Genomic DNA, 20,839 nt, shown 5'->3' on the forward strand with positions numbered 1-20,839 from the left:
CTATACTAATTTACTTGGTTTCTTCTCCACCAACACTAGATTTTAAAGAACCTTTTATTCTTCTTCCTCTTTAGCTTTCACTGTTTCTTTAATTACTTTATCTGCTACAGGTTGAGGTGCTGGTTCATACCGATCAAATTCAATATAATAACTTCCTCTACCTTGAGTCATACTACGTAATTCAGTTGCATAGACTTGCATTTCTGCCATAGGAACTTCGGCAGTGATCTTTTGATCTTTTTCATCAACCATTGCAGTATCAATAATCATACCACGACGTTTATTAAAATCACCAATAATAGTTCCAGTATATTCTTCAGGAGCGATTACATCTACTTTTCCAATTGGTTCAAGTAGAATTGGTTTTGCTTTAGGCATACCATCTTTATATGCTAAACGAGCCGCAGATTTAAAAGCAATTTCTTTTGAGTCAACTTCATGATAAGAACCATCATATAAGACTGCTTTTACTCCTACTACTTTATATCCAGCAAGTACACCTTTTTCCATACATTCACGAAGTCCAACTTCTACTGCTGGGAAGTATTGACGAGGTACTGCTCCACCAAACACTTCTTCTTCAAATATCATTTCTTCAGCTTCACATGGTTCAAAACGAATCTTAACATGTCCATATTGACCTGCTCCACCTGATTGTTTTTTATGTTTACCTTCTGCTTCTGCTTTAGCACGAATTGTTTCTCGATATTGAACTTTTGGCTTTGTTGTTTCTACTTCAACTTTATATTTAGATTTTAATTTATTAAGAATAACTGTAATATGTTGATCACCCATGCCGTATACAATTGTTTCTTTTGTTTCAGCATTTTTAACAATCTTAACAGATGGATCTTCTTCAGTCATTTTTGCTAATCCAAAACTTAATTTATCTTCATCTGCCTTTGTTTTTGGCCAAATAGCTACACCTAACATTGGTTGAGGAAATTCAATTGCATCAAATGTAACAATCTTATTCTTTGTACATAATGTATCATTAGTATCTGTATATTGTAATTTAACTACAGCTCCAATATCTCCTGTAAATAACTTACCAATTGCAACTTGATATTTTCCCTTAATAACAAATATTTGAGATAGTTTTTCAACTTCTCCTTTTTGCGCATTTATTACTTGAGAATCACTACTTAAAACTCCAGTCATGACTTTGATAAATGAAATCTTACCTACAAATGGGTCAACAATTGTTTTAAATACCATTGCTGACATTGCTTCTTTTTCATTTGTTTCTAAATCAATAATTTCTCCCTTTTCATTATATGCATGAACATGTCCAATTTCTGCATAACTTGGGAAATACTCAGTAATAAGATCCATTAATCTTTCAATACCAGTTTGATTAATTGCACTTCCACAATATACCGGACGAATGTCACCATTACGAACACCAATTCTTAAACCTTTAGCTACTTCAACTTCATCAAAGCGTTCACCTGAGAAGAATTTTTCCATTAGTGTATCGTCAGTCATTGCAATTGCTTCTGCAATTTGATTGTAATATTCTTCAACGATATCTTTCATATCATCTGGTACATCTTTTGGTTCAATTTTATCATTATGGTACCATGCTTTATTTCTTAAAATATTAACACTACCTACTACTTTACCACCTTCAATAATTGGTACTTCAAATGGAATAACTGTTTTCCCAAATGATTCACGTAATTGATTATATGTATTGTCAAAAGAAGCATTTTCTTCATCAATTTTGTTAATAAAGAAAATAGTAGGAAGTTTACGTTTTGTTACTAATTTCCATGCTTTTTCTGTACCTGATTGTACTCCTTCTTTAGCACCAACTACAATTAAAGCGTTATCACCAACTGCCAATCCGCTTAACATTTCTCCTTCGTAATCCATATAACCCGGAGTATCGATAAAATTAATTTTGCAGTCTTTCCATTCAATTGGTGCAAGTGAAGTATAAACTGATAATCCACGTTTTACTTCTTCTGCATCATAATCAAGTGTGCTTGTTCCATCTATCGTAGATCCCATACGATCAGTATTCTTTGTATAGTATAATGCAGCTTCAACAACACTTGTTTTTCCTGAACCACTATGACCTAGTAATACAATATTTCTTACTTCATTCGCTAGATAGTCTCTCATATGTCCACCTACTTCAAATACTCTTTCAATTCTTCAAAGTTTTCTTTACGAACATAATGAATTGCTTTATTGCCTTCATTATCTAACAATTCTTTGTCAGCTCCATGTTCCAATAAATATTTAATTAAATCAAGGTATCCTCCATAACTTGCACGCATAAGTGCTGTACATCCTTTATTATCTTGAACATTTAAACTTGCTCCTGAATCAATTAAGAATTTAATACAATCTAATTTAAATGCATTCACAGCTTCCATTAATGCTGTTCTTCCTTCATCATCTGTTTTATTAACATCTGCACCTTTACCATACAAATATTCTAAGACATCAATTTGACCAAGGAATGCCGCACGCATAAGTGCTGTACGTCCCTTGTTATCATGAGAATTTGGATCTGCTCCAGCTTCAACTAACATTTTAACGATTTCAAGATGTCCTTTTTTAGCTGCACCCATTAATGCTGTTTTATTATTTTTATCTCTTGCTCGTGTATCTGCACCATTATCTAATAAGAAACGAACGATATCTTCATAACCACGTTTAGAAGCACGCATCAATGCAGTTCTTCCATCACCATTGCTAACATTTACATTAGCGCCTTTTGATACTGCAGCACATACCTTTGCAAAGTCACCATTTGCTGCTGCTTCGAAAAAATCTTTGTTTGTTTGATCCATAATATTTTCCTCCTTTTATTTCTCAAACAACTGTGTAACAAAAAAGATGGACATATTTACGCCCATCTTAAAAATGATACACAATTTTCCCTTGAACCCCGTTGAAAACAGGTTTTTTAACATCATAGAAATCAGTTTTTTGAACAATGAAAACAGGTTTAACTTGTTTTCTCATGATCTTCACTCCATTCAAAGGTTCTTTATACTTTCATTTTAATTGATTAAAAATTAATATCAATAGCCTTTTGACATTTTCTTCAACTTTCACTTAGAATTCACTATCTTTTATGAAATTATTTTCAATCATTACTCTTTGTATAGACTAGTCGTGTAGGATATGGTAACACAATACCCTCCTTATCAAATGCCTCTTTAATTTCTTTTCTAATTTCGCAACTAAGTGTAAATCCTATATTTGCATCTTTGCTATAAACCGAAGCTCTTAACTCAACATAATAGTCTTTCAATCCTGTAACTAATACTTTTACTTGCGGTACATTATTATCTTTATCTTTTTTACTTCGTACATCTAGACAATCTTCATGTTTGGATGCAATATCTTGAATTATTTTAATAGCTTTATCAATATCACTTTGATAGCTAATTCCAAAAGTTATGAAATTACAAAATCTTGAATTATCATTATTTTTATTTTCTATAATTGCAGAATTCATTACACTATTAGGTACAACAATCATTGAATTTGAAAAAGTTTTAATAATCGTATGCCTTAAGCCAATATCTTCAACTGTTCCAACTAGATTTTTTTCTGATATGCTAATTAAATCACCTACTTTAAATGGTTTATAAAAAGACAATAAAAAGCCTCCTATAAAATTAGACATAGATTCTTGTGCTGCAAGTCCTAATACAACAGCTAAGATACCAGAAGCCCCTAACATAGCAGCTCCTAAGCGGTGAAATGCTTTTACTTCCATTAGACATAGAAATATCACTATAACATTTACAACACCTTTAACAGTATTCTTTGCAAAGGTATATGTCGTAGCCTGTGCTTTCCCATATTTTTCTATTTTATGATTAAAAAATCGATATGCATACTTTTTGATAATTGCTCCAATTATCCAAATAATAATAGCGTAAATTAATGACCCCAAATATCCATTGGTAAAATATTCATTCCCTAAACTCATAATTTCTTTCATAAGAATTTCTCCTCATTTATATTTTATCATATTAGCTTATCTTTAGCTGTTTTATACTCTGGCATGTGGTGAGCCAATAAATCATAAAAACGTTTAGAATGATTAGGTACAATTAAATGAACATACTCATGCCATAAAACATAATCAATACATTCTAATGGATAGTGTATTAATGACAAATTCATTGTTATCAAAGATTTTTCAACTAAACAACTACCCCATTTAGAGGTCATAGATTTAATTTTTATAGTTGGCAAATTAACACGATACATTTCCATTACGCGATCCCATCTCACTCTTTGAATATCTAATATTTTCATTAGATATGGCTTAGCAAAGTTTTGGAATGCTTTCATAATTTCTGAATCATTTATTTCTGGTACATAAAATGTAATAACATCTTCATCTAATAACACATGACTTCTTTTAGCTATTTCATATCTAACATATTTCTTCTCACCTAATAGAAATAGTATAGGTCCATTAATTCCCTTACGATTTTGTTTCTCTCGTTTCGTTTCTTTTTCAAAGGTTTTTAATATCCAATCTTTACGTGATTGAATAAATGCTTCAATTTGACGTTGTGGAACAGATGAATGAGCCGTAATAAAAAGTGTATGATCTAAACGTACGCGCAAATACATGTTTTTAATTCGTTTTCTCTCAATCTCAACATTGAATTCTGAATCATTTAATAATATTTTCATAATTCACCTCGACAATTTAAAAATTCAGCATTTAGCTGAATTAATATTTTATTTTCTTTACTCTACATACGCCCAAAGTTCCAGGTCCAGTATGTGCCATAATAATAGCACGTATTGGTTTAATTTGAACTTCTTGATGTGTTTTCTCTTCTACAACAGCTTTATATTCTTTTGCTAGTTCTTCACAATCAGAATGAACCACAAACCAATAATAATCTTCTGGATTATCAACATTAACAGTTTTTTCAATACCAGCCATATAAGCTTTCTTTGTAGTACGTACTTTATCACTTACATCTATATATCCATCTTCTACTTTAAGAATAGGAATTATTTTTAATAAGTTACCTAACGCTGCTGCGGCAGGAGAAATACGACCACCATTTTTTAAGTATGTTAGAGTTTCTGGAATAATGCATGCAAACATATATGTTTCATTTTCAATTTTGTTCTTGATTTCCTCTAAACTATAACCTTTTTCTGCCATATTTTTCGCATCAATCGCAATCGCTTGTACTGGACAACATGCCATTTTAGCATCAACTACAACAACTTTCCCATCAAATTCTTTACTTGCTAATACAGCACTGTTATATGTTCCACTTAATCTAGATGAAATAGGTAAAAATAATACCCCATCATATGTTTCAAGTAATTCTTTCCACTTAAAAACAAGATTTCCTAAAAGTGGTTGTGAAGTCTTTACAGTAGCACCATCTTTCATTTTTTGAATAAAATCTTTGTCAGAGATACCATCTGTTTCCATTACATCTTCACCATTAATAGTTAATGGCATACGGATTACTTCAAGACCAAGTGTTTTTGCTTCTTCATTTGTAATATCTGCAGACGAATCTACAAGTACAGCTATTTTTTTCATTAAAGTCCACCTCAAGTAGTAATTATATCATAGTTCCTAGTATATACCATGTTGTCATGATAACTAGGTGCACTTTATACTATTTTTCACTTTACAAACACCTTTAAATAATGTAATATAAGTAATGCACATGGCGGTTGTGGTGAAGTGGTTAACACATCAGATTGTGGCTCTGACATTCGGGGGTTCGATTCCCCTCAGTCGCCCCATTTGCTAATTAAGTCCCTATTTACGGGACTTTTTTTATATCTTCTTTTTCTATTGCCATTCTATTGCCATAAATTTCTCGATTTTATTTTGAATTCCTTTACAATCAGTGAATTTCTATATAATTTTATAAACAACTTTAAATTCTTCACACACAACAATCATGTCTTCAGTAAATAATTCGTCTATCTCATTTAAACAATTTGTAAAAAACTCTTTATGTACTTTTCTCCAATACGCAAGTGATTCATCACCTTCTCCTTCTTTTTTAGCAAATACTTCATCGACTTCCTTAAAAGGAACATAAGTTAATGAGGTTGTTTGAATAATACATTTCGCATCACCATTTGAATCTAAAAGAACACTATATCCTCCAATTTCAGGTAGTGGATCAATATTTAACTCATACAGGCGATTGCAAGAAGCAGTAGCTCTTTTTTTCCCTTGAACAACTAAATCTAAAAGTTTATCTGGACTTGCGCCAAAAGCCCATGCTTCATATTCATCGGTATCTATATTACATTTCATTTTAAACTCATTCCAAAGTTCAATTGCATTCATATTATTTCCTCTTTTTCCTATGGGCTGTAATTAATGTGAAGCTTTTTGTATTGATTGTTAATATTGTATCCTCTAATGAAACATAATGATTTTTTCCTTGTACAATTACTTCACTATTATTATTGAGTATTATATTTCTACAAAGGATAATTACATCTGAATTTATATTCAAATTTCTTTGACAACGCTCAACTCCTAAAGTAGTTGTATGTAAATTTTTAGCTAGAACTTCTTTTGAATGCACATTGCCCTCCCCAATAATGCAGAAATTCCGTTATTAAAATAATAACGGAATCTACATCTATTTTTTCATAGCCAATTCTTTTGCTTCTTTTCCTGTCATATGATCAATATCAATTTGTATCATATGCATGAATTCAAATGAACCTTCGATTTCTTTTTCAAATTCAACTTCATTTGGTGAATATTTTTTAACTAATAGTTCAATTGCTTTTCTTTTGTTATTTATATCTTTGATAACATGCGCTTTTCCAAATACAATAACGCTTCTAAAGTAAGTAGTATATTCTTCTGGAATAATCTCATCTTTTTCAATAATACAAAACGATACTTTATCATGTTTTTCAATTGCATCTAATTTATGACCTGCTTTTGCACAATGAAAATAAATCTTGTTATCAGCATATACAAAACTTAGTGGTACTGCATAAGGATAGTCTTCATCACCCAAAACAGCTAAAACACCTGAAGTAGCTTTATTAAGGATATCGATACTTTCATCATTTGTAAGATATTGTTTATTTCTTCTTAGTTCTCTAAACATTATTTCTTTTCCTCTTTTTCCCTACAAAAATAAGCATCTATTTCATCTTTCATATTTTGTGGAATATCTCTAGGAACTGGAATAATATACGCATTCGCCATACGCTTAGTAAACTCTAAGATAAATTGTATGTCTTCCATTAAATATTTATCATTTAGATGTTCTAAAACATCATAACGGTGGTGAATATCTCCTCCACCTTTAGGAGTTGCTCTTGCAAATGATAGCGAAGGTACTCCTGCATCAGCAAATGGCGTAGAATCACTAGAATACACGCCTTGTGAGGCATTTACAGAGAAACCTACTACTTTACCCAAATAATCAATACAGTTAACTAGACTCATATCAGCTGTACATACAGCGATTCTTTTACCTAGTGTTGAACCAATCATATCAATATTGACACATAGTTTAATTGAATCTAATTCTTTTTTATGTTTTTCAACAAATGCTTTTGATCCTAGTAATCCTCTTTCTTCAGATCCACACCAAATAAACTTAACATTATGTTTGGGTTGATTTTTGCTAAAGTATTCTGCCATTGCATATAAGCATACAGACCCAGTCGCATTGTCATAAGCTCCTTTAGAGAATGGCACTGAGTCATAATGAGCAGTAACCACAATTGTATCTTTACCATCTGTTCCATTAATATCACAAATAACATTATTTGATTTAGCTTTACCTGGTTCTTGAATAGTTGTAATTCTTACTTTTGATACACTGCATTCAATTAATTTAACTGCATCTTTGATTAAGATATTTACAGCTGGCATTCTCTTAATTTCAGCAAGTGGTTCTCTTAATTCTCTTTTATCTAAATCATATGCATCTGGAAAATCTACTTCTCCATTAAATGATATAAATGCAAGTGCTCCAGCTTTTACAAACTCTTTGTATAACTTCTTACCTACATAACCATTAACTAAACATATTTTTCCTTTAGCTTCTTTTAGATTCACTTCACTAGCTTGTTCAAAGTAATAGAATTCACCCTCTAATCCTTTGACAGATGTATTAGCACAACACATGTAAGCAGTACAAGGAATCTCCATTTTAATAGGTTCCAATACTTCTAATTTAGCTTTCTTAATATTACTAGTTTGAACTGTAAATGATTCAAGTTTAGATTCTAACTTTAATTCCTTTAAATATTTTTGAATTAGTTTAGCAGCCTTTAATTCATCTTTAGTCCCACCAAATCTTTCAAATGACATTTCTTTTAGTAATGCTACAGTTTTCTTTTGATTCATAGTTTTCCCCTCCAATATATTAAAACAAGTATACTTCTTTTTTAAGGGGATATCTAGTATCTATTGTTGTACAAGATATGGCAATATCTTAGAATCTTTATTTAATTTTGATGGATTATTTTGATAACTATTTTTCGATGAATATATTTCTAATTCACCTATTTTATTTGCTAGCGATAAAATACTTATTACATCTTGATTAATTGCAAATGTTAATGAAAATGGAGTACCCGTACTTTCAACTGAACTTATTTCAATTCCTTTACGATCCTTAATTGAGACAATTCTCACAGATTCCAATAACAAATCAAAAACAGGTTTTTCATTTCTTTGTTGTATTGAAACATAAATATCAATTGATTGTCCTACCACAAAAGATGTAGTATCTAAATTACCTGATTCATTTGTAAGAGTGAAAGCCACTTGATTCTTTTCTAATAGCGGTACAGCAGAATCAGGAATCTTATCTATATCATCTAACTGTTCCGAATAAAACATAGAATCTTTTACTATTAATCCTTGAAGTGATGTTATTTTACCTACAATGTCTTCTCTATTATGTATTACACCGGGTAATACATAATCATTTGCAATTTTAATAGTTTTAATATCACTTTCTTTAATTATTTCTCGTGGATTAATCGTTCGTGATGCAACATAAACATCAACCAAATTTATTTTCTTAACACTTAAATAATCGATTAAATAAAAATCAGCGATAATTATTAATATTATTACTAAAACACATGCAATTATCTTTTTCATTTGAAAACCTCCTACATATTTATATGTAGAAATTCATGTCAATCCTAAAAAAAGAAGAACATTTTCAGTTCTTCTTTTCGCATTATTTAATATTATTTAGATATTCAGTAATTTTATCCTTAGCATCTTGTTTAGAAGGTTTGCATAATGTTACTTGTGCTTCACCGCTAACTAGTGCTTCAGCTAAACCAGAACATCCTGGGAAACCACAACCACCACAGTTATAACCAGGTAGCATTGTAGTAACATCATCAACACGTGTGTCAGGTGCAACATAGAAAACTTTATTTGCAACACCAAGTGCTGCACCTAGTACTGCACCAACTACTAACATCATTATGATTGCTTCAATCATTTTCTTTTTCTCCTTTACTTGTATCATGTACTGGATGCATTTCACATGAAGTAACTTTGCATCCATCACACTCTGCTTTTAAATTCTCACAGCCCGCAGGGACTGGTGTTTTATGATTCATGTAATATAGTATTCCATATCCTGCAGCTAATGCCGCAAAGACAAGAAAAGCAACTAGCATTTTATACTAACCCTGCAAATGCACTAAATGCTAAAGCCATAACAGCCGCAACAATTAACGCAATTGGATTTCCTTTAAATGCGTTTGGAATATCTGCTGTGTCTAAACGTTCACGAATAGTTGAGAAGATAACCAACACTAACATGAAACCTGCTGGAACTGCAATTGAATTTACTAACATTTCAGTAAAATTAAGTTTAGAAGTGATGTTGTCTAACGCAACGAATAATACCGCGCAATTAGTTGTGATTAATGGTAAGTAAATTCCTAAAGCTTTATATAAGCTTGGAGAATACTTTTTAATTACCATTTCAGTAAATTGAACAAATGCTGCAATTACTAAAATAAATGTAATTAATTTCATATAACCTAAATTATTTGGCTCAAGAACTAAATAATAAATAGCATATGTGAATATAGAAGCACCAAATATAACAAAGATTACAGCAGCTCCCATACCTATAGCAGAACTTAATTTCTTAGATACTCCTAAGAATGGACACATACCTAAGAATTTAGATAATACGATGTTATTAATTAATACTGCGGCTAAAAACATAGAAAACATTTCAGTCATAATTATTTAGCCTCCTTTTTTTCTTTTTCTGCTTGCTTAGCATTATAAGCAGATAATGCAGCAGCTAATAGAGCGAATGTTAAGAAAGCTCCTGTTGCTGTTGTGAATAATGGTATTTCATATCCAACTGGAATGATTTGGAAATTAAAGATAATTTCGTTTGTAAATGGATTTGAGAAGCTTAGTGCCCCTGTTCCAAGTAATTGACGAATTACTGCAATAGCAAGCAAGCTAACAGTATACCCAAGTCCCATACCAATACCATCTAACGCTGAATCAAACACACCATTTTTATTAGCAAATGCTTCAGCACGTCCTAAGATAATACAGTTAACTACAATCAAGTTAATGAATGCACCTAATGCTGAGTATAAACTTGGAGCAAATGCATGAATAAGCATTTCTACTACTGTTACAAGCGTTGCAATAATTACGATATATACTGGAATACGTATTTCATCAGGAATGATTTTACGCATTGCTGAGATTACTACATTTGATACTACAAGTACAGCAATTACCGCTACACCCATACCTATTGCATTGTTAATATTTGTTGAAATAGCTAATACTGAACATAAGCCAAGATATAACCCAAATACTGGATTTTCACGAAGGAATCCAGCAGTGAAATTTTTCATTCTATTCATTGTGTTTTCCCCCTTCTTATTGATTAGCTGCATTTAGTGCAGCTTGTACAGCAGCTACAACTGACTTACTAGTCCATGTTGCAGCAGTAACTGTATCTATTTCTTGCGTCATATCAGTTCCATCTAAATCATTGAATAATACTAAGTAATCTTCGCTTACAGCAGAGTCACCAATTTTTGGTGTATCTCCAAATGTAGTATTTTTAACACTTACAACCTTCATTGTTGATTTATCGATTGTAACTTCAAATTCATTTCTTGCATATTCAACACTAGATTCACCTGCATGACCTTCTGGATCAATCAAACCGTAACCTTTAACTCTTACCAAATAAACACCATCACCAATTTCTTCTACCTTCGCATCAAATCTAGTTAAATCAGAATCTAAGGCAACTGGGTTTCCTAAAGATAATGTTGGTGCTACCGGTTCAGCAGGAGCATTTGGATCTGCTGTAATACCCTTCATATCATTGAAGATAGCTTTAGCAGCATTGATTCCATCTACCACAGCCGTACTTGTTACTGTTGCGCCTGATAATAGTGGGAAACCATCTGCTGATGTTTTTCCAATAACTTGGCTTGTATATCCTTCCTCGAATACACGACTACCAAATCCACTTGTTTCTTGTTGTTGAAGTGGTGTAAATCCAACTACTTTACCATCATTATCAAATGCAATCATGAAGATAATTGGAGTTGAACTATAACCATTAGTTTCAACTTTATAAATGTATCCTTGTCCTACTGCTTCGAATGCACCTTTAACAAATCCTGTTTCATCAACATAATCAATTTCTGCAAACTCAGCACCTGGGAACATTAATTCTAAATTTTCCTTTTCAGCTGCAATGCCCATTTCTTGGATGATTGGAGCAGTAATACTATTAACATAAGCTAATGCACCACCTGCAATTGCACTTATTACAGCTAGGAAACAAGTTAAATAAAGTATTTTCTTCATTATCGTTCCCCCTTACTCATTCACTGCATTAATTGCAGCTTGTATTGAAGCAACTACTGATTCACTTGTCCAAGTAGCACCAGTGATTGTATCAACTTCTTGTGTTGTATCTGTTGTATTTAAACCAACAAATGTTTCTAAATATTGATCTAATCCTTTATCACCAATACCTGGAGTATCACCGAATGTAGTATTTTTAATACTCATAATTTCATTTGTTTCTGGATTAATCTCAACTTCAAATACGTTTCTTGTATATTCAATTCCAGATTCACCAGCATGGCCTTCTGGATCAATTAATCCATAACCTTTAACCTTAACTGTATAAACTCCACCCTCACTAGATTCAACTTTTGCATCAAACATAGCAAAGTCTGCATCTAATGCCACTGGATTTCCTAAAGCTAATGTTGGAACATCAGTAGATCCACCTTCTTCAGTAGTTCCTGTTTCAGTCCCAGTTGTTTCTTTCGCACTAATTGCAAGTCCGCAAGCAGCAACAGAAGCAATACCTACAACACCTACAATACAAATTGAAATAATATTCTTCTTAACCATTTTAATTTGGTTTCCATCAGTTAATCTTTCAATTGCAGGAGTCAACATATTCATCAATAAGATAGAATATAGAACACCTTCTGGAAGATTAGCTTTAAGACGGATAACAACAGTTAAGATTGCACAACCCATTGCAAAGATAATTCTACCTACCGCACTAGTTGGGTTTGTAACTGGATCTGTCATCATAAATACAGCTCCAAATAATGCACCACCAGATAATAGATGGAATAATGGGTAATATAATCCTTGACCATGCATTGCTCCAACAATAAATGTCAATGCAAACATTGTTACTACATATGTAACTGGAACTCTCCAGTCAATAACTTTTCTAACTGCTAAATAAATACCTACTAAGATAATTACTAATGCACTTGTTTCACCAAGAGCCCCTGGATAGAATCCAACAAACATGTTAGACATCCCACCAAAGTTAGCTACAAATGCATCAAATGCTGTTTGAGAACTACTAATCCATCCTGCTGAAGCATATGCCGCAGTAGGAGTAGCACTAGTTGCAAAATCAACAGCAACTGATCCTGCAAAACTTGTCATTAACACCGCACGACCGATAGCCGCTGGATTGAATACGTTTTGACCAAATCCACCAAATACTAACTTACCAAATAGAATTGCTATAATAGTAGAAATAGCTAATGCATAATAACTAGTATTAATAGAAACCATTAAAGTAAGAATAATTGCAGTAATTGCTGGGAATGAATTTTTAATTTCTTTCGCAACATTTTTCTTACTAAATGCATACCAAATTGCTTCAGTTGCATAAGCAGCTACTAAAGCAGTAGCTAATAAGCCAATCGCACGAATTCCATATTGTGAACCAAACTCTGTAAAATAATAATAAACAGAGAATCCAAATACAACTAATAAACCAAGAGCTAGCTCCATCATAATTGAATGAGTAGATTGTTTATCACGATAGTTTGGAGATGGTTTAAATGTAAATTTCATCGTTATTTTCCCCTCCCTATTTCTTCTTTAACGCCATATAGCGTTTTGCTTTACGTACACCTTCTGTAACATCAATCTTAGATGGACAGATATATGTACACATACCACATTCGATACAAGCATCATAATTTAATTTTTCAAGTAATTCTACATTATTAACTTTTGCAGCATTATTTATACGTACTGGTTGAAGACCTGCAGGGCAATGATCTGAGCATTTACCACAACGTAAACATTTGATTGCTTCAACTGGTTTATTGATGAATACTGTCAATGCATTTGAATAAGGAGCAATTACAAATGCATCACTTGTAATTGTTTTACCCATCATAGGTCCTCCTGCAATAAGAAGAATTTCTTCTGATGTATACCCACCACAAACTTCTACAACCTCTTTTGCACTTACACCCACTGGAACTTTAACATTACTTGGAGTTTTGATACCATCTCCACTTACAGTAATGATTTTTTCAACGATTGGTTTTCCTTCTCTTAACGCTTGAGCCATAGCCACTGCTGTTGTCGCATTATTCACGATACATCCACATTCACTAGGAAGTTTATCATAACGTTTCTTAGTTAACTCATAAACAAGCGTTCTTTCCCAACCCATTGGGTAAACATCAGGAACAGCAACTACTTCTATATTTGAGTAAGCCTTAAATGCTTCTTTTAATTCAGGAATAAAATCCTTCTTAGTAACTTTTATTGCTACTTGTGCTTTAGGCGCACCAGACATTTTTAATAATGCTCTTGTTCCTAAAACTAAATCATCTAGATGTGCTTTCATTACTTTATAATCTGCTGTAATGTAAGGTTCACACTCAACTGCATTAATAATTAATAATTGGATGTCTTTTGCAAATTTGTATTTTACATACGTAGGGAAACCTGCACCTCCACAACCAACAATTCCAGCATTTTTAGTAAATTCAACTAATTCTTCACGTGACGCTTTTTCAAAATCTAACGGTGCAAATGGTGCTTCAAATGTGTAATGTTGATCGTTTTCAATAACTAAATGATCAACTGGTTTTAACCATGAGTGCATTATTTGCTGTACACCTTTAACAGTACCTGAAACAGGGCTAAACATTGGAATAGTAAAATTACCATTGCATTGAGCAATTTTAGTTCCAACATTTACTTTATCTCCTTCTTTCACTAATAAGTCAGCTGTCATAGCTCCACTTACCAATGGAATAGCAACTGTGTTTGGACTAAGATTTACAACTTCGTTATGACTTGTAAGTTCCTTATGTCCATCAACATGTTTGCGCATTGGACCAATAATAAATGACATTTTTCTTATTCCTTTCTTTCATAATCCAGTCAAAAAAAGACTTCGCACCCATTATAACATTGTTAGATACTATTTTCTATAAAAGTTTTGACCTTTATGCTATAATTACCGAGGTGATAAAAATGAAAAAAATATTAGTATTAATCATGGTTTTAACACTTTGTGTTGGATGCCAAAATAAGAAGCTAGAGACTTACTCAAATACCTCTATTGATGCTGGTTTTGATACATTTATAACAATTCAAGCACAAGCAGAATCGCAAGAAAAGTTTGATGAAATTTTCACAATCTCAATTGATAAATTTAAAGAGCTAAATCAATACTTTGATATCTATCATACATATGAAGGTGTAAACAATTTAAAAACAATAAATGATCAAGCTGGAATCGCTCCAGTTGAAGTAGATCAATCTATTATAGACATGCTAAATGTTGCAAAAGAATTCTATGATTTATCTGATGGTGAATTAGATATTACTATGGGTGCACTCTTAAAAGTTTGGCACAAATATCGTGAAGAAGGTTTACTTTATATGAATGAAGGTGAATTCGGTAGAATCCCATCTCTTGAAGAATTAGAAGCAGCCAAAGCTTGTTCAGGTTGGAATAACATTGAAATCGATGATGAAAAAAATACAGTTTATATAAATAACCCTTGTGTTTCATTAGATGTAGGTGGAATTGCAAAAGGATTTGCTGCTGAATCTATCGCAACAGAATTAGAAAGTATAGGAGTTACTACTGGTGTTGTAAATGCTGGAGGCAATACAAGAACAATTGGTACTAAACAAGGAGACAAACCATGGCGAGTACAAATTGAAAATCCCGAAGCAAACGGAACTACACTAGTTGTCGAAAGTAAAGGTACTGCATCTTTTGTAACCAGTGGTGATTATCAACGCTATTATATTGCTGAAGATGGAAAATTCTATCACCACATTATCGATCCTCGTACAAATTTTCCAGCAGATCATTTCCATTCTGTAACAATCATTACACCTAATAGTGCTGTTGCAGATGCTCTAAGTACAACATTATTTACACTACCTTACGAAGAAGGATTAGCACTAATAAATAAATACAATAATGAGCACCCAGATGCTCCCGTCTCTGCAGTCTGGTTAATGGATCCAAATCAAGAAGTTCTTTCAGAGAATACTATGATGGCTGGTAATTACTTATGTGTCTATACTGATAATCTCAAAGATTCTATTGAGCTAATTACGAAATAGCAACAAGAACCAAATCTTAGTTGTTTTATTTACAATAAAAGATTCTTAGCATACAACAAGCAAGCTTTATCACAATCAAATGATAATACTATGCATTGAGGTACATAAGAATCTTTTTTAATATTTAATATAATTATTTATTATAACTACTAAATTCAATTAAGTTACCATCAGGATCTCTTAAGTAAATTGATCTCATTGATCCATTTACTCCACTTCTATTTACTACACCCTCTTCAATTTCTATCCCTTTGCATTCTAATTCATCTTTGAAATCATCTATATTTCCACTTATCTCAAAGCATAAATCAGCACTACCTACTTTTATATTTTTAGCATGAGGAAATAATTCAAACCCTTTGTAATGAACATTTATTTTAAAATCACCTGCATATAGTTCTCCATGACTACCAAGCTTAACTACTTTAAATCCAAGTAAATCATAAAAACAAAAACACTTATCAGCATTAGCGGTTGTAATAACAAAATGATCAATCTTTTTAATTTTATTCATAAGTAAATCTCCATATGTTCATTATACAAGTTTAATACATCAAATAATAACTAATGACTTTGATGTTTATTTCTTAAATGCATATATACCGTATTCTTTGAAATTTCTAATATATCCGCAATTTTAATAACTGCATCCTTAATATTGAATATTCCATAATCATCTAATATATAGACAATCATTTTATTCTTATTTGATGGTGCAATGCTTGAATCATTTAATACTTTTGTTCGTACACTATCCAACGTTGATTCTATTAATTCATTTGAATTTTCAACAAAGTTTTCTTTTGATGTTTGCGCTGGTATTAACTGTCCTTGTGGAACAAGAGTACTAATAATTTCAGAAATAGATGTGTTTAAGTATAAGTTCATGCAAAGAAGTCCAATAATTCGACCCTTCTCACCACGAATCGCAATAGTAGTTGACTTTAAAGGTTCTCCTTTTTTATTTGTACTGAAGTAAGTAATATAATCATTATCACAATTAGAAATTTTATCTAGCATATCTAATGCTAAATCTGTTATAGGCGCTCCTACTTTTCTACCAGTATGCTCGCCATTAATAATATTGATAACAGAATGTTCAAAATTTTCTAAACTGTGTAAAACTATTTCATAACCACTGCCTAAATAGCACGCTAATCCATTAATTAAATTGGAATATGAATTTAATATCTCTTTATCAATAATTGTTAGTTCTATTGCTTGCTTTGCCATTTTGCTTACCCCTTTTTGGTTTACTTAATTTTATAACTTAATACTGTTGTTTTACCACCCATTACGTTACTATTTAAGTTTAATTCGATACTTTCTACAATATTCATGTTCGTAATTATGCATGGTGTAGTTAAATCATACCCCTTATTACTCAAATATTCTCTATCTATTTTAATAAGTGTTGTTCCTTTTTTTACTTTGTCTCCCACATTAACAAACACTTCAAATCCTTTACCATTTTCATTAACAGTATCCATACCAACATGAATCATAATCTCGATACCATCTTTATTTTTCAAACCAATGGCATGTTTTGTTGGAAACACCAAGACTACCTCACCTTGTATTGGAGATACAATATAATCATTTGTTGGTTTAATTGCGAATCCATCACCCAGCATTTTACCAGAAAACATTGGATCATTAACTTCATCTAACGGCATTGGTAATCCATCACAACATGCCGCGATTTCACAATCGTTTTTCTTTTTAAAATTAAACATTTTTATTCTCCTGTAATCTAATCAATGCATCCTTTATGTTAAGTAGTGCATCTACAACTCTTTGGTTATCTTTATATACACCTAATACAATCCTTAAATGACCTTCTCCACCAGCTCCGTAATTAACACCAGCATTAACCGATACTTTAGCTTCCGTAACTAAGTAATTAACAATTTCTGTTGAATTACCCAATTTAGAAATATCAACCCAACATAAAAATCCAGATTCTGGTAGTTGCATAGAAACATTAGGAATAGAATTGATTATTTCATATGCTTTCTTTCTTCTAAAATCAAATGCTGATTCAAATTCTTTCATAAACGAAGGATTCTCTAATGCCGCTATCATCGCAATTTGGCACGCTGTATTTGTTGCTCCCAATACTGATACAGCATTCGCAAACATAGAATCCATAATTACATCACTACAAACTAGATAACCAACTCTTAATCCACTTAATCCCATTCCTTTTGAAAATGAGAATACCGTAATTGTTCTTTCAAACGTACCTGGCATAGCCGCGGGAGTAATAAATTCATTATCATAACAATAATCTTCAAATGCTTGATCACAAACTAAAATCAAATCATGTTTAATTACTAATTCAGAAAGTATTGTTAATGATTCTAAATTAAATACTGTTGTCGTTGGATTATTAGGATGTGTTAATAAAATCATTTTTGTTTTATCTGTAATAAGATTTTCAAAAGTTTCTCTTTCAAATTGATAGTTGTTCTCTTCCTTTAATGGAACCGATACAACTTTACCACCCATAATTTGAATGTCCAAGAAATTATTTGGATAACTTGGTGAGGGAATCAGAACTTCATCTCCATCGTTAATAAATGGAAGTATTGCAAAGTATAATCCAGAATCAGATCCCGGTGTAATCAAAATATTTCTTGAAGGATTAACATCTAGTTTATTATATTTTAACAGTTTTTCAGCGATTTTTTCTTTTAATTTTTCATTACCTATAGGAGCAGTATAATGAGGTGCTATTGGATTTTTAATAGTCTCAATCAAGGCAGTTTCAATGTGGGGTGGCATTGAATAGTCTGGCATAAAAGGATCAGCCCAGCCCATTAGTGAAACTCCTTGTTTTTCCATTTCTTGGTATGAACTACCCACATCTGCTTTTTCAACAGCTGAGAACAAACCACCTTCTGCTTTTTTAAATGCTTCAATCATTTTCTCTTTCATCTATTTACCTCACTAAAAGATGGGTTGCTACAGCAACCCAATATATTTATTTAATTGTACTATTAATTACATGTTTTCATCAAATTTAAATACGATTGTAAGTACTGCTGCAACAATAAACGCAATTGCAAATGCCGCCATAACTAACCATACATTTGATGGGTTTTCACCAATAAACATTGCAAAGTTTAAGAAAGATGGACCACCCATTGCATATGCTTTTAGCATGAAGAATGACGCAAATCCTCCACCACATGCTCCACCGATTGCTGCTGCTAAGAAAGGTGTTTTGAATTTAAAGTTAATACCATAAATTGCAGGTTCAGTTACACCAGTTATTGCTGCTATAGTTGCTGATGCAGCAATTGTTTTTGTTTTAGGATTTTTAGATTTTAACCAAACACCAAATGCTGCCCCTGCTTGAGCCATATTTGCAGATCCGCTAGTTGGTGAAATATAGTTAAATCCTTGCGTTGTAATTCCTTGAACAAGTACTGGAACCATACCATGATGAATACCTAATACTACCATTGATGAATACACACCACCATAAATAATGCCAGCAAATACACCACCTTTTTCAAATAAAATTGTAACAATATTTGCAAGTTGTAAACCAATCCATGTTGCTACAGGGCCAATAGTAATTAATGCAATTGGTGTAGCAATTAACATTGTTAAACATGGAACTAAAACGATTTTCAATGCTCCTGGAATTACTTTATCGACAAATTTTTCTACATATGAAGCAAACCAAATAGCGAAAACCATTGGTAGTACTGATGATGCGTAGTTAACCACCGTAAATGGAATCATCAAGAATGAGAATGATGTTGTTCCCTCAGCAATTAAACCAGCCCAATTCGATGACATCATTGCAGCACAAATTGTTAATGCTACAAATTGATTCATCTTAAATTGTTTTGCAGCTGATGCAGCTAATAAGAATGGTAAGAATGTAAATATACCATTTGCAATTGTATTAATTACAAAATATGTGTTACCAGTATTATCTAAACCACATACAACAGCAATTGTTAGTATCGCTTTTACAAGCCCTGCTCCAGCTAATGCAGGAACAATTGGGTTAAAGATTCCAGCAATAGTTTCAAAGAATGTAGTTAGAATATTACCTTTTTTATTCTTCAAATCAGATTTTAAATCATCTAGATTTTCATCAACTGTTTCTTCCTCTTTTAAACCTGTTACTTCTAAGAATTCACGATAAACATTTGATACTTCTGGACCAATAACAACCTGTGTTTGTGATCCATTATTGACAACTCCCATAACGCCATCAATGTTTTTTAATACACCTTCATTTACTAAAGATTTATCCCTTAGTGTTAAACGAAGACGAGTTAGACAGTGTGCCGCAGTATTAATATTTTTAACACCACCCACATTTTCAATAATACTTTTAATCAATTGTTCATACTTCATAGTATTTTCCCCCTTACTTATGAGCAATTATTTCAACTTCACAAAGTGCACCTTTTGGAATTTCCAATACCGCTACACAAGATCTAGCTGGTGTGTTTGTAAAGTATTCGCCATATACTTGATTAAATGCTGCAAAATTATCCATATTAGATAAAAAACATGTTGTTTTAATCACATCATCTAAATACATTCCGCTTTCTTCAAGAATTGCTTTTACATTTTCTAATACTTGTTTTGCTTGTTCTTCAATTGTTGTTGCTTCAATTATTCCACTCACTGGATTAATTGGTAATTGACCTGATGCAAATAGGAAATCATCTAATTGAACAGCTTGTCCATAAGGTCCTATTGCTGCAGGAGCATTTTTGGTATTAATTATTTTCTTCATAATTTACCCCTTTCACACAATGAACTATTTTTCATTAACCTAAGATTATCACTAAATTATTATTCAGTCAATATATTTTAATGAAATATTTTTTATTGCATAACCTATATTTTTTGCTATAATGAGCGTATAAATGAAATATT

Annotated in this window: 24 protein-coding genes and 1 tRNA gene; 2 read left to right on the forward strand and 23 right to left on the reverse strand. The window is 32.0% G+C overall.

Features of this window, described 5'->3' with window-relative positions:
- Positions 1–54: 54 nt before the first annotated feature.
- From fusA to RR430_RS04420, 5 genes are all read right to left on the reverse strand, one after another.
- A complete protein-coding gene (gene fusA, locus RR430_RS04400; protein ID WP_332508713.1) occupies positions 55–2,130 on the reverse strand; it encodes an elongation factor G in 2,076 nt (691 codons plus the stop codon).
- Between the two features lie 8 nt (positions 2,131–2,138).
- Complete coding sequence (locus RR430_RS04405) at positions 2,139–2,807, reverse strand: ankyrin repeat domain-containing protein (protein WP_332469961.1); 669 nt, start codon at positions 2,805–2,807, stop codon at positions 2,139–2,141.
- 299 nt (positions 2,808–3,106) lie between these two features.
- Positions 3,107–3,973 carry a mechanosensitive ion channel family protein gene (locus RR430_RS04410; protein WP_332508714.1) on the reverse strand — a complete coding sequence of 289 codons (867 nt, stop codon included), beginning with the start codon at positions 3,971–3,973 and terminating at the stop codon, positions 3,107–3,109.
- A gap of 26 nt (positions 3,974–3,999) precedes the next feature.
- Positions 4,000–4,680 (reverse strand): M48 family metallopeptidase, encoded by a 681-nt coding sequence (locus RR430_RS04415; RefSeq protein ID WP_332508715.1) that lies wholly within the window; start codon positions 4,678–4,680, stop codon positions 4,000–4,002.
- A 40-nt stretch (positions 4,681–4,720) separates the two neighbouring features.
- Positions 4,721–5,560: a DegV family protein gene (locus RR430_RS04420; protein ID WP_332508717.1), complete on the reverse strand. Its 840-nt coding sequence runs from the start codon at positions 5,558–5,560 to the stop codon at positions 4,721–4,723.
- A 133-nt stretch (positions 5,561–5,693) separates the two neighbouring features.
- Here RR430_RS04420 and RR430_RS04425 point away from each other — a divergent pair.
- A tRNA-His gene (locus RR430_RS04425) sits at positions 5,694–5,769 on the forward strand.
- Between the two features lie 115 nt (positions 5,770–5,884).
- Here RR430_RS04425 and RR430_RS04430 read toward each other — a convergent pair.
- From RR430_RS04430 to RR430_RS04485, 12 genes are all read right to left on the reverse strand, one after another.
- Entirely contained in the window at positions 5,885–6,328 is a 444-nt protein-coding gene (locus RR430_RS04430) for an ASCH domain-containing protein (protein WP_332486879.1), read from the reverse strand.
- Between the two features lies 1 nt (position 6,329).
- Positions 6,330–6,572, reverse strand: a complete 243-nt coding sequence (locus RR430_RS04435; protein WP_332486880.1) for a DUF3781 domain-containing protein — start codon at positions 6,570–6,572, stop codon at positions 6,330–6,332.
- 57 nt (positions 6,573–6,629) lie between these two features.
- Entirely contained in the window at positions 6,630–7,112 is a 483-nt protein-coding gene (locus RR430_RS04440; protein WP_332486881.1) for a pyridoxamine 5'-phosphate oxidase family protein, read from the reverse strand.
- A complete protein-coding gene (locus RR430_RS04445; protein WP_332486882.1) occupies positions 7,112–8,365 on the reverse strand; it encodes a M28 family peptidase in 1,254 nt (417 codons plus the stop codon). Before RR430_RS04445 ends, RR430_RS04440 begins: the two co-directional genes overlap by 1 nt.
- A gap of 60 nt (positions 8,366–8,425) precedes the next feature.
- Positions 8,426–9,130: an SAF domain-containing protein gene (locus RR430_RS04450; protein WP_332486883.1), complete on the reverse strand. Its 705-nt coding sequence runs from the start codon at positions 9,128–9,130 to the stop codon at positions 8,426–8,428.
- 82 nt (positions 9,131–9,212) lie between these two features.
- Entirely contained in the window at positions 9,213–9,485 is a 273-nt protein-coding gene (locus RR430_RS04455; RefSeq protein ID WP_332486884.1) for an RnfABCDGE type electron transport complex subunit B, read from the reverse strand.
- A complete protein-coding gene (locus RR430_RS04460) occupies positions 9,478–9,666 on the reverse strand; it encodes a hypothetical protein (protein WP_332486885.1) in 189 nt (62 codons plus the stop codon). The genes RR430_RS04455 and RR430_RS04460 overlap by 8 nt, the downstream gene beginning before the upstream one ends.
- Before the next feature lies 1 nt (position 9,667).
- Positions 9,668–10,243 (reverse strand): electron transport complex protein RnfA, encoded by a 576-nt coding sequence (locus RR430_RS04465; protein WP_442878264.1) that lies wholly within the window; start codon positions 10,241–10,243, stop codon positions 9,668–9,670.
- Between the two features lie 2 nt (positions 10,244–10,245).
- A complete protein-coding gene (gene rsxE / locus RR430_RS04470; RefSeq protein WP_332486886.1) occupies positions 10,246–10,893 on the reverse strand; it encodes an electron transport complex subunit RsxE in 648 nt (215 codons plus the stop codon).
- Between the two features lie 16 nt (positions 10,894–10,909).
- On the reverse strand, positions 10,910–11,857 hold the full coding sequence (locus tag RR430_RS04475; protein WP_332486887.1) for an FMN-binding protein: 948 nt from the start codon (positions 11,855–11,857) through the stop codon (positions 10,910–10,912).
- Positions 11,858–11,869: 12 nt separating this feature from the next.
- On the reverse strand, positions 11,870–13,390 hold the full coding sequence (locus RR430_RS04480) for an RnfABCDGE type electron transport complex subunit D (RefSeq protein WP_332486888.1): 1,521 nt from the start codon (positions 13,388–13,390) through the stop codon (positions 11,870–11,872).
- A 16-nt stretch (positions 13,391–13,406) separates the two neighbouring features.
- On the reverse strand, positions 13,407–14,693 hold the full coding sequence (locus RR430_RS04485) for an RnfABCDGE type electron transport complex subunit C (protein WP_332486889.1): 1,287 nt from the start codon (positions 14,691–14,693) through the stop codon (positions 13,407–13,409).
- Between the two features lie 122 nt (positions 14,694–14,815).
- Between RR430_RS04485 and RR430_RS04490 the strand changes: the two genes are divergently transcribed.
- Positions 14,816–15,925: an FAD:protein FMN transferase gene (locus tag RR430_RS04490; protein WP_332486890.1), complete on the forward strand. Its 1,110-nt coding sequence runs from the start codon at positions 14,816–14,818 to the stop codon at positions 15,923–15,925.
- A 133-nt stretch (positions 15,926–16,058) separates the two neighbouring features.
- Here RR430_RS04490 and RR430_RS04495 read toward each other — a convergent pair whose 3' ends face one another.
- The 6 genes from RR430_RS04495 to RR430_RS04520 all read right to left on the reverse strand — a co-directional run bounded on the left by RR430_RS04495 (position 16,059) and on the right by RR430_RS04520 (position 20,696).
- A complete protein-coding gene (locus tag RR430_RS04495; protein ID WP_332486891.1) occupies positions 16,059–16,439 on the reverse strand; it encodes a VOC family protein in 381 nt (126 codons plus the stop codon).
- Positions 16,440–16,489: 50 nt separating this feature from the next.
- Positions 16,490–17,158, reverse strand: a complete 669-nt coding sequence (locus tag RR430_RS04500) for a helix-turn-helix transcriptional regulator (protein ID WP_332486892.1) — start codon at positions 17,156–17,158, stop codon at positions 16,490–16,492.
- A 20-nt stretch (positions 17,159–17,178) separates the two neighbouring features.
- Positions 17,179–17,661 carry a PTS sugar transporter subunit IIA gene (locus RR430_RS04505; RefSeq protein ID WP_332486893.1) on the reverse strand — a complete coding sequence of 161 codons (483 nt, stop codon included), beginning with the start codon at positions 17,659–17,661 and terminating at the stop codon, positions 17,179–17,181.
- Positions 17,654–18,865, reverse strand: a complete 1,212-nt coding sequence (locus tag RR430_RS04510; protein ID WP_332486894.1) for a pyridoxal phosphate-dependent aminotransferase — start codon at positions 18,863–18,865, stop codon at positions 17,654–17,656. The genes RR430_RS04505 and RR430_RS04510 overlap by 8 nt, the downstream gene beginning before the upstream one ends.
- A 66-nt stretch (positions 18,866–18,931) precedes the next feature.
- Entirely contained in the window at positions 18,932–20,308 is a 1,377-nt protein-coding gene (locus RR430_RS04515) for a PTS transporter subunit EIIC (RefSeq protein WP_332486895.1), read from the reverse strand.
- 13 nt (positions 20,309–20,321) lie between these two features.
- Positions 20,322–20,696, reverse strand: a complete 375-nt coding sequence (locus RR430_RS04520; RefSeq protein WP_332486896.1) for a RidA family protein — start codon at positions 20,694–20,696, stop codon at positions 20,322–20,324.
- Positions 20,697–20,839 lie beyond the last annotated feature (143 nt).

This window comes from Anaerorhabdus sp., assembly GCF_036641015.1.
Classification (GTDB): domain Bacteria; phylum Bacillota_I; class Bacilli_A; order Erysipelotrichales; family Erysipelotrichaceae; genus Anaerorhabdus.